Consider the following 19,762-nt stretch of genomic DNA (forward strand, 5'->3'; position numbering starts at 1 on the left):
TGGTCTGTGTAATGTGCCAGCTTCGAGCAAGTCCAGTTCGCTGAGTTGGGCGGGCTTGTCCTTAATCACACCCAGCCTGACCTTCGCCGAGATAGCCATAGGTGTGAGCCTTTACAATCCGGGCGGAGAGGTCCGAAGAGGTAACCAACGATCTCCAGCATCTCCACCATGTGATTGTGTGGATGGGTCTATAGGCCGGTGTTCACCGGTTCGCTCGATGTGAGTTCAGCTGTTGCTGGATCTATCTCGAGTAGAGCGAGCGGGTCGGTTGCCGGACGGTCGGAGTGGACGCAATGTCCTGCGGCTGCCGCCGAGATCCCCACCGGTATGTTGCCTACAGTCGTTGCCGAGCCTGAACCGATGGAGGTCATCAACCGCTGTTGTCGAGCATGCTCTTCGGACACTGCGGATTTCAGTTGCTCAATCTTTGCGCACAGCAGTTCGAGTTCTTCATGTCTGTTCAGCTGCTGCTGAGAAGCAGTGGATTGTGCATCGTTTGCACTGGGGGTGGTTCTGGCAAGTGCGGCGGAGACTCGTCTCAACTCTGCGGCGGACTGGTTGGCGATGATCAACTCGCCGAGCAGAGTTTCTTCGCGTTCCTTCGACTGTGCAAGCAGCCGATAGTGGTTATCACCAGTCTTTTCAGCGGCAAGGAGGTCTCGTTCCCTCGTTATGTGTGCAATGCGTTTGTCAAGATCGGCTATGTCGATATCCAGCTTCGATAACACACGTTCCAGCGCCAATACGAGGCTGCGCCCCTTCGGCAGCTCCCCCCACAGATCCCACGCCGGACAGCGCCCACTCTCCCAACCGAAACCCAGATACATGCCCGCCAACGAGGTCGAGTCAACCTGCACCGGGAGTGCTCCGAGGACTCCGATCACAATCGGACCAGCAGCGAAGTCCTCGTGTGTGTACTGTTTCAGCTGCGCCCGTAGCGCTGCCCCTGCTTTAGTACGATCACGGAATTCACGGCCATCGACAGTCATCATGAACTCTTCGCCGAGCGTGGATTGGCGTCGGTCAGCAGCGACACGCATCGCCGCGGCGTCGGGGACGGCGGCGGCCAGGGTCGATTCGAAGAGGTCCAATTTACGGGCTCGCGTGGCTGCCTCCTCGTCGTGTGTGCGGGCCAAACTTTCATAGCGCCCCCGTGCGGCGGTCGCGTCTGCTCGCTGTTTGATCGTGGGGTCACCGGAGGCCAGTCCGTTGAGAGTGGACAGCATGACAGTGTCCTCGCTCAGGTCCTCGAGTTCTCGCAAGTCGCCGCTGCGCTTCTTCAGTTGTTCGATGAAGTGTGATTTCCGCAGCAGGGTGGTCAGGCGGAACTCGTCGAAGGTTTCTTCAACAATGTAGAAGAATCGACGGACTTCGTGGGGTGTCCCGGGCACATCTGGATGGTTGAGGTTTCCTTGTCGTTTCATCCGGCCCAAATCTTGGTCGAGGGCTGCCGGTGTCCAGGGGAAACTGACGTGATGCAGTGAGTAGAAGCGGTCCTGGATGTTGAGACCGGTTCCCATCATCTTGTCACTGCCGATCAGGAACAGTACTTCACCATTGCGGCAGCTGGTATACAACTTTTCTTTCTGTGCGTCGGTTCTGGCTTCGTGGATGAACCGGATCTTTTCGCGCGGCACCCCGCCCCACCGGCCGTCTTGGCCTGAAACAAGTTGTTCGCGGATGTATTCGTAGAGGTTGACGGAAACCTTCGCGTCAGAGCCCGGTGTGCCGTCGTTGAGGAACACCCCGTGAAAGGCACCTGGCAGCGGTTGCGGGGTGAGGTCTTCCGCCGAGACTGGATAGATGATGTTCTTGGTTTCATGGTAGAGGGCGAGGAGGTTGTCTATCACTGTCGGTAGTTTGCTACCGTCCTCGAGGTCGCAGTCGACCAGACGCATATCGGTACTGGCTCGCAACCCCATGCCGAGTGCCTTGATCGTGCCGGCTTGCTTCATGATCCAGGGTTCGTGGATCATCGATCGGAGGTAGTCGAGCTGGTTTTCGGTGGCAGGGATGACGATCTTTTCGCCTGGTTGCCCGTCGGCGCCGACACGGATGACTGGGAGTGGCAGCTCGAGGTCGTCCTCGGTTCGGACATCGGCGAAGCCGCGGTACATCGTCACAAGTTCCGGAACGTTCAAGAACTTTGCCAGTCGCGCTTTCTCGATGTAACCGTTGCCCCGCGGATCCGGTTCCAGTGACGTTTTCACCTCGCCGAACACCCCCACGAACGTGTCGAAGGTGGTCAAACCCGTTTCCTCGAGTATCTCAGGGGCCAGATACCGCATCTGTATGTAGATCTCGGTCATTGAATTGGTGATTGGCGTCGCGGTCGCGAAACTCACAACGTGACCGGTGTGGCTGGTGCGGCGCACGTAGTCGATCAGCATGTGCGCCTTGGTGGCTCTCGCCGACCCTGTGATGGCAGCGCCAGGTATCACCGAAGGCGTAAGTAGGTTCTTGATGCTTTCGTGGGGCTCGTCGTAGAGGATGTAGTCGATGCCGAGGTCTTCGAATGACACAGCGTCATCGATATCGGTTGCGATGCGTTGTTTGAGCTGTTGTTCGGCGGTGTCCATCGCGTTTTGCACCCGCCGCAGCGTGGCTGCATCCATCTTGTTGTTTTTGGCGGCGATGATTTGTGTGCGGATGCCTGATAGTTCGCGGTCGATGTAGGCCTCTTGTGCCTGTTTCCGCAGAGGTAGCCGCTCGAAGGCGCTGTGGGTCATGATGACTGCGTCCCAGTCGCCGCCAGCAGCACGGGCCATGAATTTGGCTCGCCGTGCTCCGAGATCGCTGGCGTTGGCGGCGAGCAGTTTCGCGTTCGGGTAGAGGCGGCGGAAGTCTTTGACCCAGCCTACGAGCTTGTTTTTCTGGACGACGATCACCGGTTTGGTGGCTAGTTTGGTTCTCCGTAGTTCCATCGCGGCTGCAGCGAATATCGCCGTCTTACCGAAGCCGGTCCCGTGGTCCAGCAACGTCGATCCATGAAGGATGCGTCGGATCGTGGAGTTCTGATGTGGACGCATGGTCCAGTCACTGGCCAGGCCGGGCAGTACCAGTGGAGTGTCTGGGTGGCGGGTCTCGACCAGGCAGTTGATCGTGTCGTTGTAGATGCGCGCCAACCGCTCTCGGCGCTCAGGATCTTTCCATACCCAGTTATCGAAAGCTTGTGCTAGCCGTTGTGCTTTCTCTTGGGCGGCGGCGGTGGCTGGGCGGTCTTCGACGACTTCGCCCGTTGCGGTGGTGTGCGTGACTCGAATCGCGGAGTCCCTTTTGCCCAGTAGCGCCTGGAAGAGATCTTGGGCGGGCCGGTGTTCAGTGCCCCACGTGAGAGTGGCCAACGTCCCCTGTTTTGCGCCACGCACCTCCCACACTGTGCCACCGGCATGTTCAACGATCACTTGCGTGAACCCGATATCGTGCAGGAACTCCGCATACACTTCGGCCGGGACCCAGGTCGCCCCGACACGCAACCGGATGTCTCTATAGTCCAGGTCGACTGGTTGAACCGCTTCGAGTGCGGCGACATTGACCTCGTAGGTGCGATCACGTTCGGCTGCTTCGCGAGCGTGGACAAGTTTGGCCCGCACATTGCCTGACAGGTACAAGTGACGCGGAATCCATGTGCCGGGTGAGTCCGGGCAACGGTAGGCCAGCTCGGCGCGCTCCATTTTGACGGCGGCTTCGAGTCGGCTGACTTTCAACAAGTCCGCGACACGATCGAGGTTGAGCAGCGCATCGGTGTCGAACGCGATCGCGACTGCGTCCTCGATGGAATCAGCGTGGGTGGGCAGTTCACGGCGTTCGAGGATGCGTCCGTGCAGTATCTGCTGCTCGGCGGTTTTTCCGGTTGTCTCGTCGTAGGATTCGAGCCCGAATATCAGTGCCGCAGTGGGGTCGTCTTCGAGGTAGCTGAAGGCGGTGGGGACTTTCCACTCCGCGGGGACCGTCCGGATCCCATCACGTTTGGCGCGGGCGCGGGCTTCTTTGGGGGTGTAGATGCGGTGCTGGCCGGGCTTGTTCAGCGGCGGATAGCTGCGCCGGTATGTGCGGTAGGTTTCACGCAGTTCGGTGCGCAGCGCCGCCAGCTCAGGGGTCTCTCCGGCCACTGTGGTGGCGGTTTCGGCGGCATACAGACCGTTGGTCTGGTTCTTGATCCGGATCAGAGCGATAAGCTGATCACGGTGATCAGGGTGGATGTTCAGCGCGACCGGTTGACCGTCTTCGGCGATCGTGGGGTTACCGTGTTCATCGAGATCGAGAGTGCCATCGGCGACCGGTTCTGCTTCATCACCGGTGTCTTCCTCGATAGCTAGGACGGGGTCGGTGATCTGTTGCACTGCCGCGTCGATGGCGGCGAAGACATCGACATCAGGCGCGGTGGTGACGGTCAGAGCAGGACCGAATCTTCCTGGCCCGAGGCGCATCTCCCCCACAACCTGTTCAGGGTGGTTGAGGAAATAGGAGTTCACCGATTGCGGCTGGTCCCCTCCGGGCAGCAAGACCTCTTGGGATCGTAGCCACGTATCATCAGCGGGCTCCGCATCCTGGCTGCGGCGCCGCAGAAACAGTACGTCGGTGACGACTTCGGCGTCGGAGCTGGCGCGGTGGATATGCACCGGCAACCGCACTGCGCCGATCAGGTCGCCGTAGCGGTGGATGGCTTCGCGGGATGTCGGGTCGGTGTTGTCGAGGGTGTGGCGGGTGGTGATGAGCGCGACGATTCCGCCAGGCCGGACTGCGCGGGTCGATGTGATGATGGCGAGGTTGTGGAGGGCATGTTTGCGTTGCGGGTTGTCGTCCTTGCTGTAGGGCCTCACATCGACCCAGGGCACATTGCCGATCGCCAGAGCGAAGCGGCCAGTTTTTGCCGAGTACTTCTCGATGCCCTGGGGGACGATGGTGGCGTCGGGGAATCGGTGTGCGGCGATCGCCGCGGAAACCGTTTCGTTGTCGACACCGACGGCGGTAGTCGGGATCGTGGTGTCGGTCGGCGCGGCTTCGATGAAGCGGCCGCTACCGCAACCGGGTTCAAGGAACTCGCCGCCGTCGAACCCCAGCGCCTGAACTCCATCCCACATGATCTTTACCAGGGCGGGATCGGTGTAATAGGAAGTGCGGATGCTGCTGCTAGCTGCCTGCCATTGCTTGGCGGTGAGCAGTTGACGTATCTGGGTGCGTTCGCTGGCCAGCTTCTGCCACTGTTGGTGGGCGCGGTCGAAATCAGTGCTGGAGCCGTAGGCGTTGCGTATGGGCTCGTCGATGAATAGCGCTGACAGCGCTCCCCATCCGTGCCAGCGATCGAGCGCGGCGCGTTCAGCGGCGGTAGCGGAGCGTTTCTGGATTTGTAGCCGTCGCAGTACCCGCAACGCCGCGAGATTGTCCTGTGCACGCTGCTGAGGAGTCAGTGCCACCGACGCCGCGGTGACCGGTGGTTGGTGGTCGGTTACATCTCCCGGTCCTCGGTTCCTGACTCCTGCGGCAGGCTGTAGATTTCCTGTTCGTACACGATCTCTTGCGCTTGGGCGTGCGTCGCCGACCTCATGTGCATGCGTTCGGTCGGCGGGTATTGGCGCAACAACCGGTCGGTCAGCGTCCCGATCAGTTCGCGGATCCTCAAATCGGCGGCGTGGAAGTGGGTTTGCGGATTCGGCAGCTCGCTCAACGCCTGCGGCCGGTAAGTTTTCCAGTACTCCCACACGAGGCGACCGTGCTTGCCGATCTGCATCGAGTTCCCTTCCGCTGTCGGGGTGACCATCAGGGGCCTTGAGCGGACTCCCCGGCCACTCAAGGTCTGCTGTCTTCTGATTCTCTGAGACCGTACTATCGCCAGTATTTGCGGCTTCGGACGAGGCTGCCGCTTCGCGTGACTGATCAGCTGATGCGGTAGCGATGTCCGGCTGCAGCGCGGAGGTCGCGTGGCCGATGCGGTAGGTCGGTGCCATCGGCAACCGGTTCCATACCTCTTCGACGATGCGGTTGGCTAGCTCGGGTACCCGGTTGGTGTCTTTGCTGTATATCCGTGTGACGAAGTCGACAGTGGTGTGGTCACCGTCCTGCTCTGCTTTCTTCATCCGGTCGAACAGATAGTCGTGAACGAACTCGGAGATGATCGAGTCGGCGGTTTCAGCGAACCGGGCGTAGCCGTTGGTCGCGGCGATCTGGGCCAGTCGAGGCTCTCTGGTGATCGCGATCACGGTTTGGTCGAGCAGTTCCTCGAATGTCGTCGGAGGCTGTGGGACAGAGCTGATTCTGCTGGTATCACCACCATCGACAACGTCACCAGAAGTTTCGGTGGCCTGGGTTGCTGTGCCCTGCTCACCAATACCGGTGGCTGCGGCTGTCGGTGAGGATGTGGTGGTGTCATCGGAGAGTTCGGAGAGTGCTGGTTGCTCGACTGTGTGGGGTAGGTCGCGGTGAGTTTCCTCAGCATCGACTGGCTCAGAGCCGACAATCATGTGGGTGAGGTCGGTGAGGCTGAATCCCTGCAACGGCTCTCGGTCATCGTCGTGTTGGATCGATGCCTGGTCATGGTCGTAGACATAGTGGTCGCCGCGGCGTATCCACACTGCTTTGATGCGGGTGAAGTCTTCCTCGCCGCCGCGAAATAGCCGTATCGGAAGACTGTTAGCGGGTCGATCCAGGCCGTGCGTCCATTGAAATCTCATCCGCCACCCGTTGTCGTGGGCGGTAGCAACCAGTTCGGTCAGGTCGGCGGGATACTTCTGCCCACGCGGATTGGGCAGTGTCGGCGGCGAGGATGCGGAGGAATCAGCGTCCGCTGGTGTGAGGGGCTGATCGTTGAAGAAGGCGTCGAGGGCGGTGATCGCAGTGGCACACCGTGTTTCGGTGACACCGAGGGCGGTGAGGGCGGTGGTGAAGTCTTCCCGCCACGTAGCGGGTTGGCTGCCGTAGCCCATCGGGTGCACAGCCGTTTCGATCGCGTTGTCGAGTTCGACCGGAACTTGCGCAACAGAAGCAACAGGATCTGTGGTTGTGTCGGCGCTGATAGCGTGCAGAACCAGGGTACGGGCAGCAGCGACACGATGTGCGGCGACGAGCTCGGATTCAGCGCGACCTAGGTATGTGTGGAATTCGTGGTCGCTATCACTGTTGGCGGTGGGATTGACGGCTAATTCTGCGCACCAACGCAATCCTGCGGTCTGCCAGGCGGCGATGCGGAAGCCGTCGCGGTCGGGACCACGGAAGCGGTCGTTGCCGTCGAAGTCACGCAGTTGCCGGACAGCGGCAGCATATCGGCTACGGAAATATGTCGCCACGTCCTGCGCAGGGTCAGCGCTCTGAATGACCCTGAGTACGTGAACCAAGGTCAGGTCATAACTGGAGTCACCAACACCGTTGTAGCTGAACCGGCCGTGGATGCTGGTTGGTTGGCAGAGCGTGCCGATAGTGGCGGTGGGCCAGGAAAGATACAGTTCCACGTGTTCACGCTCGTCCATCATCTTGGCCAGATGCAGCCGTGTGGTGTTGGCGTCGGCGTGGGCACTTGTATCGAATCCACAGGCTGCGGCGGCCGCGGCCAGGTCCCGCAGCGGGTAGGTCAAGGCCTGGTAATCGCGGCGATGCCGGTAGATCATCGGACCCGGACGTGGGGAATACTGCACCGCCGCCCCGGCACGGAAGGCGGTTTCGAGTTCGGCTTCTTCGGCGGCGAGTTCCTGCTGGTGGGCCCGTATCGGTGTCATCACATCGGTGATCCCGTCAACAGCTCTGACATGACCGAGCACGATCAGGTCCGGGCCGTCCTGGTGATACACCTCCACCGTGTCGCCGGAACCTTGCCGGAGCAGGCAGTATGGCTGTCCACCGACATGCACGCCGAGTATCGGTGTGCCGTCCCCGGTGTACCCGAGGATCCCGACGAAGCGTTCGAACCAGTCGACCAGATGTAGTGGTTCGGAGTAGTCCCGGTTGGGTGGGCTGACGTTTCCACGACCTCTGGCGTGTTCGGCGACGAGGTAAACCAGCTCTCTACCTTGAGAGTGTGATTCAGCGACCGCGGTCAATAGTTCACCCCGCAGCTGCGGGTGTGTGGGGTCGGGTGGCTGCGTGGTCAGGTCGGTCAACGCTTGGACGGCGGCGGTAGCTGCGAACGCCTGGTAGGTAGACCATGGTGCATGGGTGGCGAAAAGCGTCAGTTGCGGGGCAGCGCAGGCGTGTTCGACCAGTTCGGTGGTGGCTGTTTCGGTGGCGTCGACTGCTGCCCGCAGGCTGGCGTAGGTGCAGTCGCTGCGGCTCCACAGTGGATCGGTGAGTTCAGCGGAAACCAGCAGGTCGCGGGCGAGACCGAAGCGCAGCGCCTGCAGCTGCTGCTCCGCCTGGTTGCGGTAGTCGGCGGCCTGCGTTTCGCGTGTTTCCCGCACGTCCTGCCGATAGTTGATCCCGTCGATGTCCCAGCTCAGTACCGGTTCACCGCGATGGACGGCGAGATAGGACACCAGTGCGTGCCGCACCGCGTCGCGTCCGTGTCGGATGCGCAGTGACGCGAGATGATCGCCGTCTGCGAGTTCCCGAGCGGGTGCGGTGGCACCGAAGTGAAGGTATTCGTGGGCGTGATCCTCAGCGACGACCCGTAGAACAGCCAGTTCGACTTCGGTGAAGCGGGCCGCTGCGGCGAGGTCTGCTACCAGCGTCTGCCACTTCTCGGCGTCTACCCGCGCACGCCAATCGTGTAGGACGGTTATCCCACCGGCGAGATGCTCGAGGATTGTCGTGACCTGACCGAAGTGCTCGGCATGCCGAGGTCCTGCGGGGATAGCGAGCATTTTTGCGGGGTTCTGCGGATGGAACCACGACTCGGTGCCGCCACCTGACACTGTGAACGGCCGGTAGCCACGGTGGCGTAGTACTGCGCGGATCCAGTCCGGGGTGATGGCGTTCACTGCCTGGTCGACCTCGGGGCGCACCACCTGACCGGGCGACCATGATGCGAATACCTCCACCACCGAAATCCAGCTACCCGGAGTTTCTGTCACGCTGGTGACGGTGGTTTGCTCAGGCGCAGCAGGGTGAGTCGGAACATCCGCGACAACCGTGTCGGAATCGGATCCTGAAGCGGCAGGTTCGTTGCCGGGGACATTCACCGGCCCGGAATGGTCGCCGGTAACTACTTCCTGATGTGGCAGCCGTGTTGGAGGTGCCTCGACACCGGTCTGTGACAGGGCCTGCCCGGGGATACCGCCGTTGATGTCGGTGTAATCGAAAACGTATGCCAGTGCCCCGGGATCGAGTTCCGCGCGTGCTCGTGTCACCGCCACATATGCCAAGCGCAGCTCTTCCGGCGACGGCATTACCAGTTCGTCGCTGTCCGGGTCCTTCGTGGGGCCTTTGAAATCGTCTCCGATACGGACCCGGTCCCACTCGAGACCTTTCGCCTTGTGTGCGGTGGACACCAGCACATCCAGTGCTGGTTCGGCATCCGGCTGCACGTTGGTGAGTAGCTTACGAGCTTCCTCCAGCACACTCTGCCGCCGAGAAGGACTGCCGACGGCAATCCAAGCCATGATCGGACGGCCCTTGTTCTTACCCGCCGGGTGGGTGCCGCCATCAGGGTGTTTTCTGTACCGAAACCCAGCTTCCTTCAGCGCATCCTTGACCGGGTATGTATCGCCTTCTGCGATGAGTCCTGCCGAGGTGTCACGGAACTCCACAACGGGCTGATCCGACGACGCGTCCTCCGACACTTCCTCGTCGGGCTCGTAGACACGGCGCACAAGCGTCTCGAGCTCGTCGATACCGCTCTGGTCGACGATGCGCACTAGCATCGCTAGTTTCGGATCGTCACCTTTGTCGCTCTCAGTGATGACCTCATCCCAGGTGCGGTAGGGGGCGAGATCTTCGTGCATACGGTGTGGTGGCCGTTTTTGCCCCTTGAGGTAGCGGGCGGTCTCTATCAATGCGATCAGATCGGCTTTGGTGCCCTTGGGTACCCCGACGGTGCGACCGGCATCGAGTTCCTTCACGATCTCGGCGATCGCTCCACCATTGGAGCGCACCAAGATCGCATCAGGTGTGCGCAGCGCGCCGGGTTCGGTGATCGTCGAGGGTGGACCACCACCTTCGATCCGTTTGCCCGAACCGAGCATCTGCAGGAATCGGTTACCGATATCGGCGATCTCGGGGCCGAACCGCCAGGACTTCGTCAAGGGCAATTCGATGTCTGCTTGCGCGGTGGTGAGGAAATCCACTGCACCGGTGAAGGCGTAGATCGCCTGATCTTGATCTCCCACTATGACTTTGGGCAGGTCTTGATCTGCGATGACACGGGCCAGCACGGGCGGGGTGTCTTGCGCTTCATCGAAAAACAGGACAGTGGCGGGGCGTTTGAGTCCGGACCCGGGTCGGGAGAGGTCCGGGCGCGACAAGGCCCACATCTTGCGGATATGGTCGAGGGTCAACCGCAGTTGCCCGTCCTTGTCGGTCAGGTCATCCCACGCCGCGCGCGCGAATTCCACCACGCGATCCTGGCTGGCCGCGGGAAGCTCTCGCAGTCGCGACGGAAGGTGCTGGCGGCCGATTTCATCGGCGGCACTGGTGGCATAAGTATCCACTGCGCGCTGCACAGCCAACGCCTGCTCTTCCGGTAGAAACGGTTCACCGCTCCCGGCAGGTATGTCCTCCACGATTCCCAGATGCCGCGCCACATCATTCGGTCGGCGCAACGCATCATCCTGTTTGGTCCGATCCCGCACATGCCTGGGCGCCCACCTGTATGCGATCGAGTGCCCAGTGCGTGGTTCGACGTTGCCGGGCATTCGGTGCCCAGCTTCTACTTGGACGGATTTATTGAACGCGATATAGGCGATACGGGCGCTTGGATCGGAGTTGCCGATGCGGCGGGCCAACCCTTCCAACGTCGAGGTCTTCCCAGCTCCTGCCCCAGCCTGTACTTTCACGTCCCGACCGGACAGGACCGCGTCGTACACCGCTTGCTGCTGCCCGGTTGGTGGGAACTTCTCTCCCTCGAGCATCACAGGCGGTGATGTGCTGGCTGTGACCGCAACCATCTCCGCTTGCTTGGTCTCTGCGACATCAACAGAAGCCATCGAGGAGTCTTCGGGCGTGGGGACTTCCGCAGCGCCCGAAGACCTCTCCGGTGGATCTGTTTCGTCGAAAACAGCACCGGTGGGGGGTATTTCGAATAGGGTCGCCGACGTATCGAGGTCGCCGACCGGGATTGGTGCCGCAGGTGTCGGTGGGTTGCCCGGAGAGGGTGCTGGCACCGTCAGGAGATGGTCGGTGATATCGCTGAGAAATCTGTCGGCGTCGGCCAAGTGCATGCCGGGGCCGGGCAGCAGGCCGGGTGGGCACTCCGAACGGCTCTCATTGTAGGTGTACGGACCGTATGGGGCCGCAAAGTCCCACCACAACCGCACTTGTGCAGTGCTTCTGGCAGAGCCGGGCAAGCCCTGGTTGCGGGTCAAGATCAGCTGCAGGTGCGGAGGTTCCACAACCTGTGGCTTGTTCCTATTCTTCTTCTTACCGCGGGTGGTTGTGGGCTTGTCGCCTGTCGACTCGGCAACTGTCAAGCCATGTCCAGGTGCCGCTTCGACAATAGTGATGGCGGCTGCGGGCCACAGTTGGGGGGCGAGCCAAGCAGCGTACTCCTCGGTTGTCGTGTAGCTGAACTCGTGAATGATCGGCATGATCTGCGCTGCATTTTCCGCCTCACCCAAGACATCCCATTCAGTGGCGCCACTTCCATTGGCTATTTCTTCGTCGGTGGGATGGAAAATGATTTCGTATCTGTCGCCGGATTGCTCAGGCACCCTGATCGTGTAGGTGCGGTCGGCGATCGTCATGTCGAGCTCGTAACGAACGTGTTCGTCATCGGTGTCAGCATCAGCAATGCCGTACTCGAACCGTTCGAACGCCGGGTTGAACCGCGTAGCAGTAAATTCCGTTTCCTCGGCAGCCGCAGGTGAGGATTCTGACAAGGTTTGTTGCGCGGCGGCCTGCGCGAGGGCCCACAGATCCATACCGGTCGACGCGATCCGTTGGTCGGCAACCGCTTCGGTAATGACCTGTTCAGCAACCACAGCGCCGAACACCTGATATAGGTCCGGATACCCGAGCCCGGCCAGTCTCACGAGGAACGGGTCCTGCGCGGCAGCAGAGACCAGCGTCGTGGCCGCTGCAGCTTCGGGCAGACTGGTTGCAGAAACCCCAGGCCGTTTCGTCACAGTGACAGGAAATGTGGCGGTGGGGATGCTGTCGATGTCGAAGATGTGAGGTTCGATCGCATCGAGGTCGAGCAGTCCCTGCATCAGGGTCTCGATCTCATCGAGAGCGCTCGGCGGCGGCTCGGGGACAGCAACGGATGTGACGAAGTCTTCGAGTTCGCTGCGGGTCACAATTACTGGGGCGATCTCGTCGGGCAAAGGCTGCCCGAACTTGCCCAGTCGCAACTGCTGTCCCACAGCCTGAACCGAGCATCCCTCCCACTGCGGGCGCCGTGCCCGCACCAACGGCGGCATCGAGACCCGCCAGCTCGGATCGCTCACGAGTGCGGCTACTGCGTCACTGTTTCGAAGAGCAGCTATCAGCCGTCCGGCGCCGGAGGTCGAGGCAGCGATCGCGAACAGCAGCAGTCGTTGGTCATCCGAGAGAGTTGAATGCCGCCGGTGCGGTGAGGTTGAAACCTCGGTGAGGTGGAGGTGTTTTTCGGGATCGCTACCCGCGGGATCCTGTATGCCGTGGGTAGGGTTGGGGTTCTCCTCGGCTGCGGAAAGGTCATCGTTTCGGGATTGGTTTACTGCAGGCGAGGCAACACTCACCTGGCCACCACCGGTTATGTCGAACGGGTTCTCTGATATGGGTGAGGGCGCGGTTTCGTGGGTGGTCTGCGCGAGATGCACAGAGACGAGACTCAGTACTGCTTCTCTAGCCTGGGCGGACAATTCCATCGCGGCGAGCATGTCGTCGAGCCGTCGCCGATCTGCACTGGAAGTGTCGCTGGATCCGCCGACCATGGCTGCCTCGGCAGCGCTGAATAAATCGCCGATCTGATCGCCGTCGAGGTTACTGAATTCCTGCCCTTCGATGATGAGCTCGGTCAGCTGATCGCGAATCGCTTCGGCTGCTGCATCGGCGTCGTCTTCTGATGTCGGTGCATCCTCGGTGAAGGTGTCCTCGGAGGCAGCGGTCCGCGACGATGAAGGTTGTGCACTGTCCGATGCAGGGACCTGCTGCTCGGTTTCTTTTTGGACACCGGCCCAACTGACTGCGGTTTCACCTGCCGTGCCGATACCTGATGACCGCAGGCGGGATTCGTTCTCGTCTACGGGAGCACTGGTGTCGGCCTGCCCGGTATGCTGTTCATCACGAGTGATCAGAACTGGTGCATCGGAGTGCGTCGACGGTAGCTCGGGGCCGATATAGGCGTGCGGTTGGGTGATGTCATCGACCTGCAGTATGTGCCGCATCTGGTGGACGCGCTCATCATCATGGCCTAGGGAGTCGGGGTCGGCGAGACGTGACCGCAGGTCCGGATCGAGCGATTGCGCGTATCGCTGCAGAGCCACCCGAGTGATCGAGGCAGCGGCAGCGCTGGCGGGCAGCTCGGCTGTCTCTACCCACCCCAGGCTCTCGGGACCGAACGTGTATGACAAGCCGGCCCATTCAGGCCGATATTCCAGGACCCGCTGGTGGAGTTTCCCCGAGAATCCTTGTTGACACAGCGCGGTGATCTGGTTTTCTTCCCGGGCACCTAGTGCCGCCGCCAGCTGCCATGAATTCACCCCATACAGCAGCAGACGTTGATCCTCGTTCAACGGCACGGGAGGCCGGATCTGGGGTGTGGGCGTTGGATCTTTGGGATGGTCGGCGAGCTCAGCGTGTAGGTACGCCTCGGTGGCTGCGGTGAACGCAGCTTCGTAGTCGTCGATACGCAGCGCGCGGCGCAGTAGCTGCCGTTGTTCTTCCTGAGTGGGGCGAGGCCCAGATGGCTTGTTGCTGACAGGCAACATGTTGCATCGAGCGAGTTCCTCACGCAGGTCACTGGGAAGAGTCTTGGCGAACTGGGTGAGTTGACTTCGCGTGACGGTTGCTGCGTGGTGGTCATCAGGCAGTGCCCCGGCAAAATAGAGACGTATACAACCTTCCACACGTGCGACGGTGATCCGGCATCTGGCCCAGTCGGGTCGCATTCGCAGAACATCGTCTGGGATGCTGTCCCAGTAATCGCACTGGAAGAGGTGTTGGGCGGGGGCATGGGGATTGTTACCGAGTGCCGCTGCCACCGGCCAGCCGCCATGGGCGTACAGCAGCAGTCGTTGCGTCGGTGTCAGATCCGCACTTCGCCTGTCCTTCTTTTTCTTCTCACCGCGGCGAGTTGGTGCGGTGGTGAACAACGTTCCAGGATCTGCGGGGGGGCGTGCCGCGACTCGGTAGGGCGGGTCGGGAAACAGCGGTACCGGTTCGGGGGCAGCGGGTGCGGCTGCGGCGACCAGGTCAGCGACGATGTCCGGTGCCACGGCAGCCGGGGCCACGGTCGTTAGATAGCGCGGTGGGATCATTGCGCGGGTGGGGGTGGGGCTGTCGTGGTCGAATACGATCTCCACAGCCACACGGCCACCGTCTGGTTCATGTTGGAAGCCGCAAACAACGCCGACCCTGCCGCTGGCCAACGCCAGCACTTGGTCTCCCACGTCGGGGGGTTGATGCTGATGCAGGATACGTTCTTGCTGCTGGACCCAACGCTGTCCCTGACGGGTCAGGATGTAGGTGTTCTCTGCAGCCTGCAGGTGTCCTTCGCCCAGCCACCAGTCGACAGTGGCTGGGTGTAGTTGCGCGCCCACAGTGCCGTTGTCACGCAGCATCACTGCCGCATCGCGGTCGATCACCAGCCGCCCTGAGTGTGCGGCGCATAGCGCCGCGAAATCGTCGTCGGATATGACTGGTGCAGACGGCGCAGTATCAGAAGCAGCTGCCTGGTCGGAGGCGTCGGCACCGGGGTGCCCGCGCGCGGGCACCCCGGCTGTAGTGCTGCTGCCCGGTCCGGATTCTGTCTCTTCGAATGCTGTGCTGTTGGTGTGGGGGAGTGATTCTGCGGTGACCGGACTCGCGGGAGGGGGCAGGGTGATGCTGCGATACAGCTCGGTAGCTGCCTCGGCGGTCATCACACTGGCCTGGATCACCACCAGATCGGCCGGTTCGACGTCGTCGTTCCACCTGTTGTCCGCCCCTGCGGGCTCCCACACGATCTCAGCCCAGCGCAGCGTATCGTCGAGTTCGTTGTACCCGCACACAACTCCATAGCCGCCGGTGACAACGTTGAGGACGCGGTCGCCGACCATAGGGTCTGTCCGCGAGGTGCGTTGAAGCACGCGAAGACGTGCATCACCGGCAGGGGTGCACGAAACTTCTTCTCCGTCTTTTGTCTCATTGATTTGCAGCAGTTGCGCCTCGAGCAGCGAGGTGACCGTGTTGATGCCGGCTGCGACCGGTGTCAGCACACCCGGCTCACCGAGCGGGAACCCTGCGATGGTCGAACTGGTGCGTTCGACGCGGATCACGTGGTGGCTGGCGGCGGCGAGGACTGCGAACTCATCTTCGATGAGCGTTGTCCCGGAGTCGGGGTCAACAGCTGCGGCTGTGGGGAATGTTTCCGGTGCCGTGTGCTGGTCTACGCCCGATATCGTTTCGCCGCCCGCGGACTCATCGAGGCCATGCGATATCTGCGCGAAACCTCTTTCCGCGGCGGGTGTTTCGGATGCACTTGCGGTGTTGAGCAGGTCGTCGATGCGCAGGAGCTCTCGCAGCAACTGTTGACGTCCTTGTATGCCGCCATGATGGTCGAGCGTTGCCCGTTGGTCGGAGGACATCGAGTCAGCGAAAGCAGTGAGTTCGGCGCGGGTGACCGTTACCACCGCGGCCGATCCCAGGGCTGAGGAGTGGTCGCTGGCCGGGCACAGCTCGATGAGGTCTGCCCGGATCCGATAATTCAAGTTCTTCCCGGCCCATTGTGGGCGTGTCTGCTCGATCGTGCTCTGATCGACCGGACCGAATAATCCGTCATCCTCGAAGAGGGCCGGCATGTAGTAGCCGGGATCAGCCAGTGTATTGATGAGCTGCTCGTTCGGGTGATTTTGCTCGGTCATCAGCCACAGCAGCAGCCGCTGATCCGGTGACAACTCCTCCCCGGCCACAGGGGCATTCGACACAGCGGGCGCAGCTACCTCATGTCCGGCTACAGATTCGATCAGCCGCCGCGCCTTGCTCAGCGGAAGTGCCCCTGCCACATGATTGACCGAGTTGTGGGTGCGGCTGATCCGGCTACCGCTGCACGCGTTCGGGTTGTATACAGGTTCGCTGTCGTGGCCGTCCCACACCAGCCGCAGATAATGACGGTTTCCGGTCTGGATGTCATGGTGGCGCAACACATACACCGCGACATGTTCAGGATCGACGACCTGTTCGACCTGCCACCCACAGTCTTGGGCGTAGCGCAGGGGCGCGTTCACCGGCTCCGGCCCAACCGCACTGGGGGGGGATTGCCGTGTCAAGGGGAAGTGTTCGTCGAGGACCTGCTGCAAGGCAGCTGTGAGCGGATCCGCGGCCGATATCTGTGCAGCAGCCACCAGCAGGCGCTGCGCCTGAGGCGCTTCACCCGTGAACAACAGTTGCTGGGCCTGTTCACGCAACCGGTGCGTCGTAGCGTCTCGGGCGGCGCGGCGGGCGGCGACGCACTCCGTGTGCTGCCGCTCGGTGCCGGGCAGCAACTCTTCTCGACGTGAGGCGACCTCGGCTTCGACAGCGAGCCACACGGGTCGGTTACCGGCGCGGGCACACACCGCATGCAGGTGTCCCTCCGTGGTGTAGCGGACTGCGCCCTCTTCCCCTAACGCCCAGGCATACTTGTGTGCGTGATCTTCTACCGCGCATCGTATTTCGGCGAGATCACTCAAGGCGAAGTCGCCATCGACCCATATGCGGTTGGTGATCGCAGCACTCAGTGCGCGCACGGCCAACCGATTCTCGCGCACGGCCACAGCTGCTGCGCAGCGTTGAGGGTCGGGGGTGGGTCCGTGGTCGTCGTAGTCGGCGATGAACCGGTCGAGTGTGGCGGTGACTGTGGCGGTGACCTGCGAAGTGGCGCGGTCGCGGTAGTTTTCGTAGGACTCGCCGCTGGAGATGCGTGTCGGGGCCTGTGCCAGCACCTCGGCGGTGATCTCGTCGAGGATTTGCGCGGTGCTGCCACGGAGGCGTGTGACCGGTGTCGTGGCCAGCTGTGCGATCGTGTCCAGGTCAGCGCGGCTGTTTGTCGATGAAGAGTCCTCGGCGTCGAATTCCCACACGCCACCGCGCTGTTTCCATCGCAATGTGACATCTTGGATGTGGGAATCCTGTTGTCCGATCATGCGCAGTTCGAAGACCAAGCTCGCACGGACAGCAGGCAGGAAGCGGCTGGTCACCGTCCAGCCATTGCCGCTGGCTTCGTCTGCTAGAGCGGTCGCGGCAATCAGATCCGCGGGGATCTGCGCGGGCAGCGGGAACAGCAGCGGCCGCCATACCTGTGGATAGCGGAAAACGTCGTCTGCTGCTGGATCGATCTCTGCTGCGTCGAGCTCAGCGACCTCTTCTCTGGGGTGCTCACTATCGGCGAAGGTCGCATCAATGGTGGAGGGCTTGTCGGGCGCCGGAGAGAGCAGCCCGGCGGCATCCTCTGAGATGACGGGTGGAGCTGTTTGGGTCCAATTCGTGCGCAGTTCGTCGACGATGCTGCCGTCAGAATTGAACAGAGCGGGCATCGTTGCCTGAGTGTGCAGTGTGTCGAACAGTCGTGTGACTTCAGTCAGTGGGAGCCCGGCATGTAGTTCGCTGTCGATCACGAATCCCGATCGCCACCGGTCGTAGTTGTACTGTTCGGTACCTGGATCAAGTAGCCAGGTCAACTTGAGTATGCGAGCAGGGTCGTCCGGAGAAGTCAGTATCAGCTCATACGGGAAGAAGTCGGTGTCGAGATGGCGAATGTGCTCGGCACCCCATCCCACAGCGTGCGCGGCGGATGCTTTGTCCAGGGCCGCTTGTGGTGGTTTACGGTGAGGTTCGTCAATGACGGTCACCGTGGTACCACCGTCGCTGGGGTTGATGCTTCGACCGGGAAGTTGTGGGGGTCCCAGGAGCGGTTCGTCGCCCTTGCGGGGTGGCAGCAACCGGCTACTTTGCTGGTCGATACCCGTCTCACGAGAACGGTTTTGCGATGTGCTCCCAGAATCAGTGTGGGAGCCAGGAACATCGTCACCTTGCCCGGTCCCGGAGGGTTGCTCGGCAACCGGCGAAAGTTCCGGGATGTCACCAACGGATCCGATTTGCGACCCACCTGAGGGTGGGTCGTCTCCATCCTCAGGAGCGCGCTGGCTACCTTCGCCCATCGGTATGGTTGCGTCAGCCGCATCTACCGGGTTCGTGGGGTCAGTGTCGACACGACCAAGATTCAGGTTTTCATGACCCTGTTCGCTGTGACCGGCACCGGCACCGGCACCGGCAATGCTGTCGAGGTGATCAGCGCGTGCCGCCGACCATCCCTCGCTGAATTTTCGTCGGATCTCTTCCACGGCCGTGGTGCCGGTGCATTCCCAGAGTGCTTCGGCGACACCAGGGTCCATGGCCGGGTCGGCCAGCTCGTCAGGTACGAGAGGGTTGAAGGCTGCGTACCCCCGGGTGTGGTAGTCGAGGCTCGTCGCGGTACCGATAGCATCGAGTGCGGCCTGGACGACTTCTTGCTGTTCGATCTCAGGAAGAGCGGACAATGCGGTTGCCTCGTCAATGATCGACTGCACCGCTGATGCCGGTGCCGCGGTACCGACGGAAGCGATCCCGTCGACCAGTTCACCGACCAACCGCCGATGCCGAGCATACGAGTGGCCTTGGTTGTGCCATAGTTGTTCAGTGGCTTCACGCACCACCCAGCGGTGCGCCTCGAAGTTATCGAGCACCGCACCAGCAACACGTTGCATCTGGTGGTTGCCTGCACCGATTCCACGCAGATGCGCAGTGATCAAATCTTCAACGATCGGCAGCGCTTGGGTGAGGAACTGCTCACGGTCCGCGCGGGGCGCCGCCTGGTCGGCGACAGTAGCCTCAGCGACTACCTCGGCGACGATGGCAGCAAACAGTTCCGTACGGGCCACTTCATCCGCCACGATCACCGCAGCGGAGTCCGCGGCCTCAGGCTCACTGAGCTGCCCGGCCGACGAGGAAACAGCTTGCGGGGCCGGAACGCTTCGGCTGGACAACCACTCACGATAAGTTGCCTCATCGGAGATGATATCGACAACGTTGCTGGTCACCACGCCGGTCTCGTTGACGAGTTCGACGGCTTCGCCAGCGTGTAGCGCAGCCACGACGCGCTCGAGCCGCGCTAGCTTCCGAGGCGGCAGATGCGGAGTGGTGCGGGCCGCGTGAACGACGTGGCTGACGTGTTGAACAAAGCTGGCGCCCATTGCGCCACCGCTGCGGCGCTGATCGGCGATCTCCCTTAGCGCCTCCTCGATACCCCCGGTCAGCCGCAACCGGGCATCCACCTTCAGCTCTTCTGGTGCGACAACGACCGCAGACAGATCCGGTGCATCCTCGAAACTTCTGCTACCCGTGGCGCTCGTGTCGCCGGGTCCCGGTTCGGGGAGATCACCGATGCCCCTGCCGCCGGTCATAGTGACAGGACCATCACGGTGAACCATGGTCGCTCGCAGCATGGTCCGCTGTGTTTGATCACTGGACACAGCAGACTCAGAGG

At 61.7% G+C, this 19,762-nt stretch carries 1 protein-coding gene; it reads right to left on the reverse strand.

The window, feature by feature from the left end:
• Positions 1–188: 188 nt before the first annotated feature.
• Positions 189–19,679: a helicase-like domain-containing protein gene (locus ACL02S_RS22240; RefSeq protein WP_412804424.1), complete on the reverse strand. Its 19,491-nt coding sequence runs from the start codon at positions 19,677–19,679 to the stop codon at positions 189–191.
• Positions 19,680–19,762: the final 83 nt, after the last annotated feature.

Origin of the sequence: Nocardia spongicola (assembly GCF_047200775.1) — a bacterium.
Lineage (GTDB): Bacteria > Actinomycetota > Actinomycetes > Mycobacteriales > Mycobacteriaceae > Nocardia.